General features: G+C 60.1%; 15 protein-coding genes. 5 read left to right on the top strand and 10 right to left on the bottom strand.

What is annotated here, in order from left to right:
• Nucleotides 1-78: 78 nt before the first annotated feature.
• Nucleotides 79-1,041, bottom strand: coding sequence for a LysR substrate-binding domain-containing protein (locus tag LHAB_RS05860; protein ID WP_090044594.1), 963 nt, complete (start codon nucleotides 1,039-1,041; stop codon nucleotides 79-81).
• Nucleotides 1,042-1,057: 16 nt separating this feature from the next.
• Nucleotides 1,058-3,127 (bottom strand): ATP-dependent DNA helicase RecG, encoded by a 2,070-nt coding sequence (recG, locus tag LHAB_RS05855; RefSeq protein ID WP_090044591.1) that lies wholly within the window; start codon nucleotides 3,125-3,127, stop codon nucleotides 1,058-1,060.
• 110 nt (nucleotides 3,128-3,237) lie between these two features.
• Between recG and queA the strand changes: the two genes are divergently transcribed.
• From queA to LHAB_RS05840, 3 genes are read left to right on the top strand one after another with little or no spacing between them, the layout of a single operon-like run.
• Nucleotides 3,238-4,326 (top strand): tRNA preQ1(34) S-adenosylmethionine ribosyltransferase-isomerase QueA, encoded by a 1,089-nt coding sequence (queA, locus tag LHAB_RS05850; RefSeq protein WP_090044588.1) that lies wholly within the window; start codon nucleotides 3,238-3,240, stop codon nucleotides 4,324-4,326.
• 37 nt (nucleotides 4,327-4,363) lie between these two features.
• Nucleotides 4,364-4,615 (top strand): type II toxin-antitoxin system Phd/YefM family antitoxin, encoded by a 252-nt coding sequence (locus tag LHAB_RS05845; RefSeq protein WP_090044586.1) that lies wholly within the window; start codon nucleotides 4,364-4,366, stop codon nucleotides 4,613-4,615.
• A 3-nt stretch (nucleotides 4,616-4,618) separates the two neighbouring features.
• On the top strand, nucleotides 4,619-4,921 hold the full coding sequence (locus LHAB_RS05840) for a type II toxin-antitoxin system RelE family toxin (RefSeq protein ID WP_090044584.1): 303 nt from the start codon (nucleotides 4,619-4,621) through the stop codon (nucleotides 4,919-4,921).
• Here LHAB_RS05840 and LHAB_RS05835 read toward each other — a convergent pair.
• From LHAB_RS05835 to LHAB_RS05825, 3 genes are read right to left on the bottom strand one after another with little or no spacing between them, the layout of a single operon-like run.
• A complete protein-coding gene (locus tag LHAB_RS05835) occupies nucleotides 4,918-5,232 on the bottom strand; it encodes a non-heme iron oxygenase ferredoxin subunit (protein WP_090044582.1) in 315 nt (104 codons plus the stop codon). The two genes, LHAB_RS05840 and LHAB_RS05835, sit on opposite strands and share 4 nt — an antisense overlap.
• Nucleotides 5,229-5,702, bottom strand: coding sequence for an aromatic-ring-hydroxylating dioxygenase subunit beta (locus tag LHAB_RS05830; RefSeq protein WP_090044579.1), 474 nt, complete (start codon nucleotides 5,700-5,702; stop codon nucleotides 5,229-5,231). Before LHAB_RS05830 ends, LHAB_RS05835 begins: the two co-directional genes overlap by 4 nt.
• 2 nt (nucleotides 5,703-5,704) lie before the next feature.
• On the bottom strand, nucleotides 5,705-6,970 hold the full coding sequence (locus LHAB_RS05825) for an aromatic ring-hydroxylating dioxygenase subunit alpha (protein WP_090044577.1): 1,266 nt from the start codon (nucleotides 6,968-6,970) through the stop codon (nucleotides 5,705-5,707).
• Nucleotides 6,971-7,081: 111 nt separating this feature from the next.
• Here LHAB_RS05825 and LHAB_RS05820 point away from each other — a divergent pair, with 111 nt between their 5' ends.
• Together LHAB_RS05820 and tgt are read left to right on the top strand one after the other, a co-directional pair.
• A complete protein-coding gene (locus tag LHAB_RS05820; RefSeq protein ID WP_090044575.1) occupies nucleotides 7,082-7,996 on the top strand; it encodes a LysR family transcriptional regulator in 915 nt (304 codons plus the stop codon).
• A 21-nt stretch (nucleotides 7,997-8,017) separates the two neighbouring features.
• Entirely contained in the window at nucleotides 8,018-9,190 is a 1,173-nt protein-coding gene (gene tgt, locus LHAB_RS05815) for a tRNA guanosine(34) transglycosylase Tgt (protein WP_090044573.1), read from the top strand.
• Here the strand turns inward: tgt and LHAB_RS05810 are convergent, their stop codons facing one another.
• The 5 genes from LHAB_RS05810 to LHAB_RS05790 all read right to left on the bottom strand — a co-directional run bounded on the left by LHAB_RS05810 (nucleotide 9,191) and on the right by LHAB_RS05790 (nucleotide 14,902).
• Entirely contained in the window at nucleotides 9,191-10,438 is a 1,248-nt protein-coding gene (locus LHAB_RS05810) for an FIST signal transduction protein (protein WP_090044571.1), read from the bottom strand.
• Nucleotides 10,435-11,157 carry a PhaM family polyhydroxyalkanoate granule multifunctional regulatory protein gene (locus LHAB_RS05805; RefSeq protein ID WP_090044569.1) on the bottom strand — a complete coding sequence of 241 codons (723 nt, stop codon included), beginning with the start codon at nucleotides 11,155-11,157 and terminating at the stop codon, nucleotides 10,435-10,437. The genes LHAB_RS05810 and LHAB_RS05805 overlap by 4 nt, the downstream gene beginning before the upstream one ends.
• Before the next feature lie 115 nt (nucleotides 11,158-11,272).
• Nucleotides 11,273-12,118, bottom strand: coding sequence for a DJ-1/PfpI family protein (locus LHAB_RS05800; RefSeq protein ID WP_228763361.1), 846 nt, complete (start codon nucleotides 12,116-12,118; stop codon nucleotides 11,273-11,275).
• A gap of 8 nt (nucleotides 12,119-12,126) precedes the next feature.
• Entirely contained in the window at nucleotides 12,127-14,280 is a 2,154-nt protein-coding gene (locus tag LHAB_RS05795) for a TonB-dependent siderophore receptor (RefSeq protein ID WP_090044566.1), read from the bottom strand.
• 256 nt (nucleotides 14,281-14,536) lie between these two features.
• Nucleotides 14,537-14,902 (bottom strand): DUF2946 family protein, encoded by a 366-nt coding sequence (locus LHAB_RS05790; protein ID WP_194943110.1) that lies wholly within the window; start codon nucleotides 14,900-14,902, stop codon nucleotides 14,537-14,539.
• Nucleotides 14,903-14,909 lie beyond the last annotated feature (7 nt).

Here is a 14,909-nt window from a genome sequence, read left to right as displayed (position 1 = left end):
CCCGGCGGCCCAAGCAATCGGTGAAGCCAGACCGCAAATGGGCTGCGGCTCTCGCCCAAAGACGCACTCAGAGCGCCCTCAGGACAGGCGCGTCACTCCCGGCAAGGGGCAGGCATAAATGGCATTGCGCATGGCGGCAATCGCTTCGTAGCGGGTGTAACTGCGCCGCCAGGCCAGCACCACGCGGCGCGTGGGCGGCTTGCCGCCTGCTGGGTCGACAATGGGCAGGTAGCGCACAGGCGATTCATGCCGCCCGCCCGAGCGCTTGTGCACGGGCTTGAGGTCAGGCACCGACATGCGCGGCACCAAAGTCACGCCCATCCCTGCAGCCACCATGTGTTTGATGGTCTCCAGCGACGAGCCCTCAAAAGTCTTGCGAATGCCGTCGGTCTGGCTCGCATAGCGGGCAAATTCGGGGCACACCTCCAGCACATGGTCGCGAAAGCAATGCCCCGTGCCCAGCAGCAGCATGGTCTCGTTTTTCAGCTGCTCGGGGGTGATGAACGCCTCTTTGGCCAGCGGGTGGTTCAGTGGCAGGGCCGCCATGAAGGTCTCGTCGTACAAAGGGGCCACCGCCAAGCCTGACTCGGGAAACGGCTCGGCCAGTATGGCGCAGTCGATCTCGCCCGTGCGCAGCATCTCCAGCAAGCGGACGGTGAAGTTTTCTTGCAGCATCAGCGGCATTTGCGGGATGTCGGTGATGATCTGGCGCACCAGATCGGGCAGCAAATACGGCCCGATGGTGTAGATCACGCCCAGGCGCATGGTGCCCGACAACGGGTCTTTGCCGCGTTTGGCAATCTCCTTGATCTCGGCCGCTTGCTCCAGCACGCTTTGGGCTTGGCGCACGATCTCTTCGCCCAAAAGCGTCACCGACACCTCGCTGGCGCTGCGCTCAAACAGCTTGACCTCCAGCTCTTCCTCGAGCTTCTTGATGGCCAGCGACAGCGTGGGTTGCGACACAAAGCAGGCTTCGGCGGCTTTGCCAAAATGCTTTTCGCGGGCCACGGCCACGATGTATTTGAGTTCGGTCAGGGTCATGGGCGTTATTTGAACATCAAGCCTTGAGGTACTCGGATTTCCCACCCAGCCAGCGGTGAATGTGGCGCTCGGCCAAAGACGCGTGCTGGTCCAGCATCTGCGGCGCCAGCGCGCGCGCCCACTCCAGCAGCGGCGTGTCGGTCGCCAGATCGGCAAAGCGCAGCAAGGGCGCCCCCGACTGGCGAGCGCCTAAAAACTCGCCCGGCCCCCGAATTTCGAGGTCGCGCCGGGCGATCTCGAAACCGTCGTTGGTCTCGACCATCGCCCGCAAACGCTCTCGGGCCGTCTCGCTCAGGCGGCCTCCTTCGGGTGTGCCATAGAGCAGCACACAGGCCGACGCCGCTGCGCCGCGCCCGACCCGGCCACGCAGTTGGTGCAACTGAGACAGACCAAAGCGCTCGGCATGCTCGATCACCATCAGCGACGCGTTGGGCACATCCACCCCGACTTCGATCACCGTGGTGCTGACGAGCACGCCCATCACGCCTGCGGTGAAGAGTTCCATCACCGCCTTTTTCTCGGCCACTGGCATGCGCGAATGCAGCAGGCCCACCATCACGCCCGGCAGCGCCTCGCTCAGGTCGGCATGGGTTTGGGTGGCATTGGTCAGGTCCAGGGCTTCGCTTTCTTCAATCAGCGGGCAGACCCAGTACACCTGCCGCCCTTCCTGCAACTGTGCGCCGATGCGCGAGACCACTTCGCCCCGGCGGTGGTCTGACACCACACGGGTCACGATGGGGGTGCGCCCAGGGGGCAACTCGTCGATAACGGAGACGTCCAGATCGGCGTAATAGCTCATGGCCAGCGTGCGCGGAATGGGCGTGGCCGTCATCATCAGCATGTGCGGCTCCATGCCAGGGGCTTGCATCTTGCCGCGCAGGGCCAAGCGCTGGGCCACGCCAAAGCGGTGCTGCTCATCGATCACGGCCAGCCCCAGGTTCTTGAACTTGACGTGTTCCTGAATCACCGCATGCGTGCCCACCACCAAGGCGGCCTCGCCCGACTCGATCAGCGCCAGCATGGCGGCGCGTTCTTTTTTCTTTTGGCTGCCAATCAACCAGGCCACTTTCACGCCCAAAGGCTCCAGCCACCCGACCAGTTTGGCAAAGTGCTGGGTGGCCAAAATTTCGGTGGGCGCCATCAGGGCACATTGCCAGCCGGCATCCACAGCCACCATGGCCGCCAGCGCGGCCACCACCGTTTTGCCCGCCCCCACATCGCCTTGCAGCAGGCGGTGCATCGGCACATGGCGCGTCAGGTCTTGGGCAATTTCTTGGCCCACACGCTGTTGGGCATTCGTCAGGCCAAAGGGCAACGCGGCCAGCAACTGGCCATACAAACCGTCGGTCTTGAACTTCAGGCCTGGGGCTCGCAGCAAATCGCGCTCGCGCTTGGCGGTCAGCTGCGACAACTGTTGCGCCAGCAACTCCTCGCATTTGAGGCGAATCCAGGCCGGGTGGCTCCGGTCTTCCAAAGCGGCCAGCGACACATCGGGGGTGGGGTGGTGCAAAAACTGCAGCGCATCGCGCAGCGACCAAGCACCACGCGGGTCCGGCCAGGCGATGCCGGGGGGCAGGGTCTCGCTCAGGTCGGCATGGTTCAGCCCCGTGATGACCGCCCGGCGCAAATACGCCTGCGCCAACCCCGCCACGGTGGGATACACCGGCGTCAAAGCCTCGGCCAAATGCCCGCCCGCCGCCTTGAAGCTGGGGTGCATCATGGTCAGCCCCATGAAGCCGCCCTTGACCTCGCCCCGCGCCCGGATACGGTTGCCCACCGCCAGCGCCTTTTGGTGCGAGGGGTAGAAGCTGAAAAACCGCATCACGCAGGTGTCTGAACCATCATCCACAGTCACCAGCAACTGGCGGCGCGGCCGCATCGTGATCTCGCAAGCCGTGACCGTCGCCTCGATCTGCGCGGTATCTCCCTCGCGGGCATCGCGCAATTTGACGATGCGCGTCTCGTCCTCGTAGCGCAGCGGCAGGTGCAGCGCCAGATCAATGTCGCGCTTCAGGCCGAGCTTGATCAGGGCCTTTTGGGGGGCGCTGAGCGTTTTGGCAGTTGGGGCGGCTGACGTGGAGGGCATGGGGCGATTGTGCCGCGAGACCCGGTTGCGCCTCAGCCGAAGTGCGTGTTGAACCTTCGGGCACAATCGCGGGCTTGTCTTATTGGTATGGGCCTGTCCAGCTCTGCATCATGTCTGTCACTTCCTCCCTCAGCGCCCCCCGCGCCTTCACGCTCAGCGATTTCGACTTTGAGCTCCCCCCCGAACTGATTGCCCAGCACCCTGCCGCCGAACGCAGCGGCTCGCGCTTGCTTGACGGCGCACCCGGGGCGGTCACCGACCGAATTTTTCGCGACCTGCCCAGCTTGCTCAACCCGGGTGATCTGCTGGTGTTCAACGACACCAAGGTGGTCAAGGCCCGCATCTTTGGCGAGAAGGCCTCAGGCGGCAAGCTGGAGCTGCTGATCGAGCGCGTGCTGCCCGGCCACCAGGTGGTGGCCCACATGAAGGTGAGCAAAAAACCTTTGTTGGGCGGCAAGATGCATTTGGCAGGCGGTGCACGCCATGGTGGTTTTGATGCCGTGCTGCTCGGCCGCTGGCCCGATGAAAACGGCCAGCTGTTTCACCTGCAGCTGAGCGACGAGCCACACGCTTTGATGGAAAAGCACGGCGTGGTGCCACTGCCCCCCTACATTGAGCGCCCAACGGGCACTGCGGAACACGCCGACACCGAAGAAGACGCGAGGCGTTACCAGACCGTGTTTGCGCGGGCACCGGGCGCGGTGGCCGCCCCGACGGCTGCGCTGCACTTTGACGAGGCCTTGTTGGCCGCTTTGGCGGCCAAAGGCGTGCAACGCGCCAGCGTCACCTTGCACGTGGGCGCGGGCACTTTCCAACCCGTCAAAACCGAGAACATCGCCGATCACACCATGCACAGCGAGTGGTACGAGGTGCCCGCAGCCACGCAGCAAGCCATTGCGGCCTGCAAGGCACGCGGCGGCCAAGTGGTGGCGGTGGGCACGACCACGGTGCGCACGCTGGAGTCTTGGGCCAAGTTCGGCCAGGCCAGCGGCGACACGCAAATTTTCATCACGCCGGGGTTTGACTTCCAAGTGGTGGACCGCCTGATCACCAACTTCCACCTGCCCAAAAGCACGCTGATGATGCTGGTCAGCGCCTTTGCGGGTTACGAACACATCATGGGCTTGTACCGCCACGCGATGGCGCAGAAGTACCGGTTTTTCAGCTACGGGGATGCGATGTTGCTGATTCGGCGCTAAAATTAGCTCTTTATTTAGCGCGCATTGGAGTTTCGCTATGGAAACCTTGATGACCCAGCAGACGGTGAGCATGTCTGAATTCAAACGCAATCCGGCCTCGGTTTTGCGTTCTGCCAACCGACGCCCCGTGGCCGTGCTCAGCCACAACAAGGCCGCGTTCTACATGGTCGAGCCTGCATTGTTCGAGGCCATGCTGGATCAAATGGCAGACCGTGATCTGGAAAATCTGGTCAGGTCTCGCTTGGAGCAAAAGGCGCAAGCCATTTCGGTGGACATCGACACGGTTTAAGCGGTGACTTACGCTTTGAAATTCTTGCCTGAGGCTTTGGCAGAATGGCAGGCACTGGATGGCTCCGTCAAAGAGCCTTTGCGCAAACTGCTGAAAAAACGCCTCGAAAACCCACACGTCCCTGGCGGCGCGTTGCATGGGGACTTACAGGGCTACTACAAGATCAAACTGCTCAAGCAAGGCGTCCGACTGGTTTACGGTGTTGAGGACGATGTTCTGACCGTCATGGTCATGGCTGTTGACCGCCGCGAAAACAACAAGGTGTACCAATCCACCTTGGACCGGCTGCTGGCATCCAAACCTTAAAGCTGAAGAAACACCCGCCCACCCTCCACCTTGACCGGCCAGGTCTTGGCGGCTTCGGTGGCGGGGCCGCAGCTCACCGAGCCGTCACGCAGGCTGAACATCGCCTGGTGAAAAGGGCACTCCACGTGGTCGCCTTCCACAAAGCCATCGCACAGCTTGGCGTTGCCGTGGGTACACAGGTTGTTGATGGCCAAGACTTCACCCCCAACGCTGAACAGGGCAATGTCTTGGCCTTCGGGCGTCACGGCGATGCCGGCGCCTTCAAACAGGTCGGCCTCGGCGGCCACGTCCATCCAGTTTGTCATGGTCATATCGGGTAAATGATGGCGTTGGGGATCATTTCGCTGTCGTACACGCACAGGCGTTCGGCAAACTTCAGGCCCTCGGGGGTGGGCACGATGGTGTCGATGTAGCGGCCCACGTTGAACACGGTGCTGGCCTTGTCGAGCTTGGTGCGGAACACCGCGTAATTGGCTTCCGAGTGGATGCGCTCACCGTCCACGCGGCGCACCACGGGCGCGCCCACCACATGCCGCTGGTAATAGGGGTCGTGGTACAGCGTCTCCTGGATGCCGTACACCCGGTCTTTCAACATGCCTTTGCTGGTGAACGACAGGGTGCACAGCGGAAAGCCGCGCTCATGGTTTTCACGCGGGATGAGTTTGTACACGCATTGCTCGGTGAAAAATTCCGGCCACAAATCCCACTGACCGCTGTCCACGGCCAGGGCGTAATCGGCGTACAGGCGGCTCAAGGCCATGTGGATTTCAAAGCTCACCATGATCAGGCCTCCATCACTTTGCGCCAGTATTCGTACATGCCCCGGATCAGGGTCTCGGTCACCATGTGGTCGGTCTCACCCACATCGCGCCCGCCCAACTCCACCAACATGCGGTGCTCGGGTTTGGTCTCAAAGGCTTGCTGCGAGAACTCGATCACCTCGCCGTCATCTGCGCTCACAAAACCGGCCGGGCCAAACAGGTTGGACTGACGCAGGCGGCGCTCGGTCATCTCGGGCGTGTCGTCTTCAAAACCAAAGTGCGTCCAGACAAAGTCAAACGCGCCATGCCCATCGGGCTGAATGTGGCGCGTGGACACGCTGTTGACCTGCTGCTGAAAAATCACGCTGGGGAACAGCGTCATCATCACCGCCGTGGGCATCTGGTCTTCCATTTGCCACCAACCTTCGGGCACGATGTCGAGAAAGCTGGCGTCATGCAGCTGCATGCTCTCTTTGAAGCTGCTGACCTGCGTGACCTGCGACGCCGCACCGGTGGCCTGGCCCGCGCTGCCCCGGGTCGAGATCATGGCGGCGTGGCGGTGGTGCGGGTCCATGCGCAGCTCGCTCTTGTTGTCGGCACGCCAAAGGCCAAAGGTCACAAACCAGGTGTGCAAGAGGCCGGGGTGGTACGGGTCTTTGATGTTTTCCTGCATCAGCTTCCAGTTGCCCGGAATGCGCTGGCGGTTGTAGCCCAGCACCACCAGCTTGCGGCCATTGAACAGGCGGTCAAAGTATTTCAGGATGGTCGGGCCCATGAAGTCTTCGAGCGACTCCACACCATGATCAAACGACGCGAACACCACGCCGCCGCGCGTGGCCACTTTCAAGGCCGTGAGGCCGTGGTCTTTGGGGTCAAAGTCGGCGGGCATGCCGCCATTGACCTTGCCGTCTTGGCGCACCCCGCGCCGAAAAGGCACGCCCTGCAAATCGCCTTGGAGGGTGTAGCTCCACTGGTGGTAGGGGCAGACAAACTCTTTTTTGTTGCCGTGGCGCTCGCGGCAAAACTGCATGCCCCGGTGGGCACAGACGTTCTCGACCACATGGATCTGCCCGTCGGTGGCGCGGGTCATGATGACCGAGCGTTCGCCCACCACCGTGCGCTTGAAGTCGCCAGCGTTGGGCACTTCGGCTTCCAAGCCGACATAGCTCCAATGGCTTGTGTAAAAGAAGCGCGCCAGCTCCTTTTTGTGCAGGTCCTCGTCGGTATACAGGGAAAACGGGACGCGGCTGGTGCCTTCCGTTTCCCAGTGGATGGGGTGTTCGCGCATGCGGTCTCCTCGAAATTCTTGATGTGGATCATGCGCAAAGCATCGAATTCCGTAAATCGAAATTCAAAGATAATCTTTATTTAAATTTCAAATAATCATAGCCTTGCCTTCATGGATCTCGCCCGCCTCGACTTGAATTTGCTGCTGGTGTTTCATCACCTGTTGCGCGAAAAACGCGTCTCGGCTGTGGCCACGGTACTGGGCATGAGCCAGCCCGCCGTCAGCAGCGCTCTGGGCCGTTTGCGGGCCAGTCTGGACGACGAATTGTTTTTGCGAACCCAAGGCGGCATGGTGCCCACGCCCTATGCCTTGCAGCTGGCCGAGCCCGTGGCCACCGCGCTCGATGGCCTGCAGCAAGCGCTGCAAGTGCGCGCCTCGTTCGACCCCGCCACCAGCGAACGCCGCTTCACCCTGGCCATGACCGACGTGGGCGAGATGTACTTTCTGCCGGTGCTGATGGACGCTTTGACACAGGCCTCGCCCGGCGTCACGCTGAACGTGGTGGCCGTGACCGGTGCCAGCTTGGGCGATGACATGGCCACGGGTCGCACCGACTTGGCGCTGGGCCTGCTGCCGCAGTTGCAGGCGGGCTTTTTTCAGCAAGCGCTGTTTCGCCAACCTTATGTGTGCCTGATGCGCGAAGGCCACCCACTGGCCCGTGCACCTGAATTGACGTTGGCCGACTTTTCTGGGGCCGACCATGTGCGCGTGATCGCGGCGGGGACAGGACATGGACGGGTGGACGAAGCGCTGGAGCGCCAAGGCCTGCAGCGGCGCATCCGCCTCACGGTGCCGCACTATGTCGCTTTAGGCGATGTGCTGGGACACTCTGACCTGATCGCCACCGTGCCCGAGCGCTTTGCCCAGCGCGTGACCCGCCCGTTTGCCCTGACCACCCGGGTCCTGCCCCTGACGTTAGACGGCAGCGTGATCCACCAGTTCTGGCACGCCCGCCTGCACAAAGACCCTGGGCACCAGTGGCTGCGCAGCGTGGTGGCGCACTGCTTTGGCGATGGCACCGACTGACCCCCTCCTACAATCTTGGACATGCTCCAATTCGACCTGCTCAAAACCGACACCTCCAGCCACGCCCGTCGCGGCACACTGACCCTCAACCATGGCGTGGTGCAAACGCCCATCTTCATGCCGGTCGGAACCTATGGCACCGTCAAGGGCGTGATGCCGCGCAGCCTGCACGAAATGGGCGCGCAGATCATTTTGGGCAACACCTTCCACCTGTGGATGCGCCCGGGGCTGGACATCATGAAGGGCTTTGGCGGCCTGCACCCGTTTGAAAAATGGGACAAACCCATCCTGACCGATTCAGGCGGGTTTCAGGTCTGGTCGCTGGGCGACATGCGCAAGATCACCGAAGAAGGCGTGACCTTTGCTTCTCCCGTGAACGGCGACAAACTGTTCATGTCGCCCGAGGTGAGCATGCAGATCCAGACCATTCTGAACTCCGACATCGTGATGCAACTCGACGAGTGCACGCCTTACGAGACCAAGGGGCACCTGACCACCGAGCTTGAGGCCCGCAAGTCCATGGAGATGAGCCGCCGCTGGGCCGTGCGCAGCAAGGATGAGTTTGCACGCTTGGAAAACCCCAACGCGCTGTTTGGCATTGTGCAAGGCGGCATGTTTGAAAACCTGCGGCAGGAATCGCTGGACGCATTGGTGGAGATGGACTTTCCGGGTTACGCGATTGGCGGCGTGAGCGTGGGCGAGCCCAAAGACCTGATGCTGCAAATCATGGCGCACACGCCGCACCGCCTGCCCGCCCACAAACCACGCTATCTGATGGGCGTCGGCACGCCCGAAGACCTGGTGCAAGGCGTGGCCGACGGCGTGGACATGTTCGACTGCGTGATGCCCACCCGCAACGCCCGCAACGGCACGGTGTTCACCCGCTTTGGCGACCTGAAACTGCGCAACGCCCGCCACAAAAACGACCCGCAACCGCTGGACACCAGCTGCACTTGCCATGCCTGCGCGGGAACATCTGGCGTGTCGTGGGACAACGGTGGCCGAGACGGTTTCAGCCGTGCTTACATGCACCACCTGGACCGCTGCGGCGAAATGCTCGGCCCCATGCTGACCACCATCCACAACCTGCACTACTACCTGAACCTGATGCGCGAAGTGCGCGAATCGCTGGACGCGGGTCAGTTCAGCGCCTTCCGGGCCCAGTTCAAGACGGATCGGGCACGCGGTGTGTGATCAATCGGTGGTGAACACCGTCAACACCCCGGTGTAACCATAGAGCTGCTTGCGCGCAATCTCGCCGGCGGCAAAAAAACCCACCAGCGGCACATCGCCCAAAGCATGCCGAATGATCTGCATCTCGGCGTTGGGGCCGCCAAAGTGCGGGCCACCACGCCCAGTGCAGCTCACATACACAGCGCCCGCCATGCGCTGGCGCGCTTGGGGCACCGTGGGCACCGGGTCATCGCTCATGGCGTTGATGGCCTCGATGGACAGCATCTCAGGCTCCAGCGCTTCGCGAATTTCAGCGCACACGCGCACCAAGTCGGCGCGGGCCGCTTGCACATCGCGACGGCAAAACGTCAAACGCATGCCCGGCTCCAAGTGCTCGGCAATCGCCACGCCTTGGCGCCCAGGGTCCAGGCCGATGATGTGGCGCACCCGAACGTCGTGGCCCAGATTGCCTGCACGGCCCACGCCAGATTGCCCGGGCGCACTCAGGCCGACCAGCGTGGAGCGCACCACGGCAATGGCTTTTTGGGGGTCCTTCAGGCTGATGTCCAAATCGGCCAACATGACGTCCAGCGCAGGCTCTCCCGCCAACTGGAGCACCACATGGTCCTCGGATTCGGTGATCTCGCGTTCGGGGGCCACAGGCTGGCAGCCTTGCGTCACGCGCGACAAAAGCGCCACATCGGGTGAAAAGGCCACGCCACTCAAGCCACCTTGGAGGACACCGCCGTGCACCTCTGAGCCACCCGCATCTTCGGCCCGCACCGCAAACTGCACGCTGCGCGTGCGGGTGGCGCTCAAACCGCCAAACAAATAGCCTTGCTGCGTGCGCTCGGCCATCTCTTTGATCAGCTCGGCCAGGTCGGGTGTGTTGGGGTCGGCGTGCACCAAGGCCGCATCGGCCCAGCCCGATGGCAGCGGCGAGACCCCCGAAAACACGCGGTATTGCTCGGGCGTGAGGTCGCACAGCATGAGCGCCATGGCGGGTTCGTCGAAGTACTCGGCGTTGTTCACCGCCACGCCAATGCCCACCGTACCCGCCCAGTCAGTCACCTCGGGCAAGGCCTGGCGCAGGTGGTCGAGCAGCGCTTGCGCCTCGGGCGCGTAATGGTCGGTGATGTAGAGCAAGCCCAAACGGGGTTGGCTGGCGTAATCGGGCAAACCCATCTGGGCACGCAACTGCGCCAGCACCAGGCCAGCGGCCATGCGCCACTGCGGGTGGGTGGCGTGCCCACTCGGAAACAACTTCATGGCGCTTTGCGCTTGGCGGCTGGCTTGCGCGGCGCAGATTTGGCAAGCGGTTTGGTTTTGGCAGCGGCTGACTTCTTGGCCACGGCCTTTTTGGCAGGGCTTGGTTTTTTACCAGGGGCTGACGTGCTGGCCCCTTTGGCTGTCATGCCCGTCTTCATGGCTTCGGCGGCCACGTCTTTGACGGCCGCGGTGGCAATGTTTTGAAACTGCTGGGTCAAGGCCCCCCACCACTGCATCGGGTCCACCGCAGGCTTGGCCGAAGCGGGCCCATTCGCAGGTTCTTCAGGCGCTTTATTGGCCGCATCCTCTGGTTGAACGGGTTTTGGCTCAGGCGCGGCCGGTGGCGTCACAGGTTGGGATGCAGCAGCTGGCGGCTCAGGCACGGGTGCAGGCGCTTTGGCCGTGAAGGCCTTGGCCAGATCGGTCATGCTGACATTCATGCTCTGCAGCGTGGACAAGGTCATTTTTTGCACCTCCATCGCTTGGATGGTGGCCTTGAGCGCCGTGGTGTTTTGCTCGAGCCAAAAAAGCACCGACTTCAACTCTTGAATGCGTTTGTCGATGTCTTCGATGCTGAGCGTGGGTGCCACCCAGCTGGCCATACCGGGCATGCCAGCCGCCGCCGCAGGCTGAGCTGGCGAGGCGGTTTTAGACAGGTTTTGCAAAAAGTCAAAGCCTGGCACGAATTGGCCAAAGCCGAAGGCAGAAGGTTCGCTCATGGCAGTTCCTTGGAAAGTGGTCTGCAAAGCTTACCTGAAGACGCTTTCAGTTCCAGCTAACCAGCCTTCCACCCTGATGCTTTACCCTCTTTTTTGGCGGTATCGAAGGCTCAAACTAATCCTTCCACTTACCCCTCGCTCGTTTTGCTGCATCAATTGAAGTTGAACTGACCTGCCCAAGCATGTCATCCAGAAACTCCTTGACCCGTTTGGGGGCGGTATCTGGGGAACCTGCATTGAACGGAGGCTTCGGGTCGTACTCAAGATAGAGTTGTACCGCTTCTGCGTAGGTACGGTTTCGCAGCAGTGCAACCAGCGCCAAACCAAAATCCATGCCCGCAGTGACGCCACCACCCGTGATCCGATTGCGGTCAACAACGACACGCTTCTTAACAGGCGTTGCCCCCAGTTCTCTCAATGCATCGATCGTCATCCAATGGGAAGTTGCTCGGTAGCCTTTCAATAACCCGGCAGCTCCCAAAATCAACGATCCAGTGCACACACTCGCTACGTACTTCGATCTTGGCGCTTGATCTGCCAGGAACTGCAGTACAACCGGGTCTTCCATCATTTGGAGGGTTCCATTAACGCCACCTGGAACAAACAAAAGGTCCAGAGCCTTAGGGCAGTCTGCGAATGTCATGGTTGGCGTAACAGGTATGAGCACGGTGCTGGCGCCTGATGTCCCGCCAACGGGCTGGGTGTCCTTCCAAAGCAAGTGAATTTTGCGATTCAGCAAAGACTCAAATACCGCGAGTGGACCGACGAGATCTAATAAGAACATGCCCGGATAAACGACCATGCCGATGGTGACCTCATCCCCACCTACAAGGTCGGGATACTTCTGCATGAAGAATCCAGTTGCATGATCATGTTCGCCGCTACTGCTTGCCTTTGCTGCTGATGTCACGCGAAACATGCCAGCCAACAGCGCTACAAGATTAAATGTTCGTCGGTCCATGGTCGTCCTTAAAAGTCCATTGTGGCAGTCAGCATTGCTGTCCGACGTAGTGCTGGAAAGTACAGGGGCCCAGCACTCGATGATTGACTGCTTGGAACCACATACTTTTTATCCAGTAAGTTATTGATTGCCAAATTCAAACTCACACCCTTCATACGGTAGGAGACTTGCGAGTCATAAACGGTAACTGCCGGCGTGAAGTTGGTGTTGCTGGAATCGGCAGCCAACTTTGAGTGATGGCGCAAACCGAGTCCAAAACCCAAACCGGCAAGCTCCCCCTCACGAATGTCGTAGCGCATGGCTAATCTGGCGGTTTGGGCAGGCACGTTTTGTAGAGTCTTCCCAACACTTGCTGCGCTGTATTGGTTCTCTACGGTGATGGCTTTCTGGTCGCTCAAGCCAGCAAGGACCGTCAGGCTTTTGCTTGCTTTCCAAGCCAAGTTCAGGTCAATGCCCTTTGAGTTCTGTTCGCCTACTTGGTAGATGTAGTAATTCGGGGCAGGGCCGGATGTCGGGACGTTGCGTCTCGTAAGATCGAACCATGCCAAGGTTGCAGTTAGACCGTACCAATCTTTTAACCGAAAACCGATTTCTGTTTGGTTTGATTCTTCAGGTTTTCGCTTCGCACTGGGGTCGTAAAGCCCCCCCAAAGGGACCTTCATTCCCTCACCGTAACCTGCAAACATGGAAGCGTTATCAGTGATGTCAAACACAGCCCCTACACGCGGCAACAATTTTGAGAACGTATCCTTGTCGTCGTGACCCGCAGTGAGTCCAGCAGGGTCGGTAGGAAAACCGGCGTAGTAGTCACTGATCTTCATGCGTGCATACCTGAGCCCCGCTTGAAAATGCCAGCGACCTATTTCGATTTGATCTTGGACGTAAAGAGCATGTGTCGTGCTTGAGACTTTGTTATACGGGTTGGTTGGAGATGTTGGCTCAACCCATGCAGCATACGGCGCAGAGTAAACGGAATAGGTGCACGCAACGCCACCCATGCAGAAGAGTGCGCCAAATGGGTCAATAGCAACAAATCCATAATCGCGAGTCTTGACCTCCTCTGCCCCAAGTAGCAGAGTATGTTTCGCCGAGCTCGTATCAAATTTTGAAGTCAACGTTGGTGAAATTACCGTTGTCTTCATGTCCTGCCAAAGCCGCGCGGCCTCGCCTCCCGGTGCGGCATTTGGAGCAGCGGAATTTGGTGATAGATAAAACATCGCCCGTTGATCAAACTTGGCGCGCGTTTCTGCAACCACAAAGTCAAACTTCCAAGTGTCATTCAAGCGCTGGGTGTAATGCGCGTTGATCGAGTCAGCGTTCATCGTGCTCTTTGGAATGCCCTCTGCAGTCAAGTTTCCATTGCGGGCTGCAGTCTGGGTGGGTAAACCAACCGAGTCATGCCAATCGTTCTCAACGTGCTTGAGTCGGAGCACAAACTTGCGATCGCGGTCAATATTGAGAGCCAAACTGGGGGCAATGAAGGTTTGCTGAGAACTGACACGATCAGTCTCGCTGTCTGCCGATTGCTTTTGAACGACGAGGCGCACCCCCAACGTTTCATTGATGGGCTGATTCAGGTCAGCGAAGTACGCCCTGTCGTTGTATGACCCCACCCTGAAACCCACTTGACGTATGGCATCTGGACCAGGTGCTTTGGTAGTGATGCCAATCATCCCGCCAACACTATCGGCACCAGTGGATTGTGACGTGGCATAAAGAGCACCACCCGGACCCTTCACCACATCCACCTGCTCCATGTTGTAGACGGGCTCAAGGTTGCTGAAGTAGCCAGGGCTTGCCACGCCGTCCACCACCACCGCCGCATTGAAACCACGAATCTTGAAACTTGTGACGGTTGAAAAGTCCCGCTGGTCGAAATGCTGGACATTGCTGACGTTGGTGGTGACGTCCGAGAGCTTTGTTGCACCCTGATCTTCAATCACCTGCCTCGGCACAACGACAACCGTCTGGGGGATGTTCTCAATGGGGGTGTCCGTCTTGGTTGCCGTGCTCGAGGTCGGCACAACATATCCATCAACGCGATCAGCTGTGACCGTGATCGCAGGCAAAGTTGCATCTGTTTTAGTTGCCTGCGCATGTGCACCAACCGATAAGAATCCTACGGTAACAGCCGCAATTGGGGTTAAGTTAAGTTTTTTCATTTGATTCTTTCTAAATTAATTCAATATCCAAATGACCTCAGGGGCACTGCCCCCAGAAAAGCCTTGTATGTAGCCGATGGCCCAGCAGGCCCATAGCAAAGCCGTAGCTCCAGCCAAAACGATGCCGCGCTTTGCTCCGCGAGGAGAGAAATAATTAATCACAGTTTTTCCTTCAAAGATCGCAGGCGAGTTCCTGCAAGAAGCAGGTCGCCAACCAAAAAGGGGCAGCAGCTAATGCGCTATGCCCGCTTGGAGATCAAAGAGAGGAGTTCGGAGGTCCGCGAGAAGGCAGTGGCGGAGCAGTGCGGGCCAACAGCAGCGCCTCGGGCAAGGCCTGCACGATGAAAGCGCGTGCATCGTGCACATGGACCAAAGCCGCCACCGTGGGCGGTGGCAATGCGGGGGTGGCGTGGGCGCACAGCGGGCAGTCCATGTTGCTGGTCAGCGGTGGGGCTTCACCCTCGCCTTGCACCACCACCTTCATGATGCCCATGGCGGAACACACGACCTCCATGGTCTTTGGCTGCAGCGTGGCGGCCAAAACCGACACACCCACAAACAGCACATACCAAACCAACACGAGGCGGCTCAGCGAGTGAAAGAAGGGGTGTGAACGGTGCATGTCCATG

Origin of the sequence: Limnohabitans sp. 2KL-27 (assembly GCF_001269345.1) — a bacterium.
In the GTDB taxonomy this organism is placed as follows: Bacteria; Pseudomonadota; Gammaproteobacteria; order Burkholderiales; family Burkholderiaceae_C; genus Limnohabitans_A.
The sequence above is the reverse complement of the archived record's forward strand: the minus strand, read 5'-3'. Positions and strand labels throughout refer to the sequence as shown.

What these genes read in the sequence shown, in the direction of transcription:
- LHAB_RS05860 (WP_090044594.1), bottom strand. Translation starts at nt 1,041, where the DNA reads ATGACCCTGACCGAACTCAAATACATCGTGGCCGTGGCCCGCGAAAAG.
- recG (WP_090044591.1), bottom strand. Translation starts at nt 3,127, where the DNA reads ATGCCCTCCACGTCAGCCGCCCCAACTGCCAAAACGCTCAGCGCCCCC.
- queA (WP_090044588.1), top strand. Translation starts at nt 3,238, where the DNA reads ATGTCTGTCACTTCCTCCCTCAGCGCCCCCCGCGCCTTCACGCTCAGC.
- LHAB_RS05845 (WP_090044586.1), top strand. Translation starts at nt 4,364, where the DNA reads ATGGAAACCTTGATGACCCAGCAGACGGTGAGCATGTCTGAATTCAAA.
- LHAB_RS05835 (WP_090044582.1), bottom strand. Translation starts at nt 5,232, where the DNA reads ATGACCATGACAAACTGGATGGACGTGGCCGCCGAGGCCGACCTGTTT.
- LHAB_RS05830 (WP_090044579.1), bottom strand. Translation starts at nt 5,702, where the DNA reads ATGGTGAGCTTTGAAATCCACATGGCCTTGAGCCGCCTGTACGCCGAT.
- LHAB_RS05825 (WP_090044577.1), bottom strand. Translation starts at nt 6,970, where the DNA reads ATGCGCGAACACCCCATCCACTGGGAAACGGAAGGCACCAGCCGCGTC.
- LHAB_RS05820 (WP_090044575.1), top strand. Translation starts at nt 7,082, where the DNA reads ATGGATCTCGCCCGCCTCGACTTGAATTTGCTGCTGGTGTTTCATCAC.
- tgt (WP_090044573.1), top strand. Translation starts at nt 8,018, where the DNA reads ATGCTCCAATTCGACCTGCTCAAAACCGACACCTCCAGCCACGCCCGT.
- LHAB_RS05810 (WP_090044571.1), bottom strand. Translation starts at nt 10,438, where the DNA reads ATGAAGTTGTTTCCGAGTGGGCACGCCACCCACCCGCAGTGGCGCATG.
- LHAB_RS05805 (WP_090044569.1), bottom strand. Translation starts at nt 11,157, where the DNA reads ATGAGCGAACCTTCTGCCTTCGGCTTTGGCCAATTCGTGCCAGGCTTT.
- LHAB_RS05800 (WP_228763361.1), bottom strand. Translation starts at nt 12,118, where the DNA reads ATGGACCGACGAACATTTAATCTTGTAGCGCTGTTGGCTGGCATGTTT.
- LHAB_RS05795 (WP_090044566.1), bottom strand. Translation starts at nt 14,280, where the DNA reads ATGAAAAAACTTAACTTAACCCCAATTGCGGCTGTTACCGTAGGATTC.
- LHAB_RS05790 (WP_194943110.1), bottom strand. Translation starts at nt 14,902, where the DNA reads ATGCACCGTTCACACCCCTTCTTTCACTCGCTGAGCCGCCTCGTGTTG.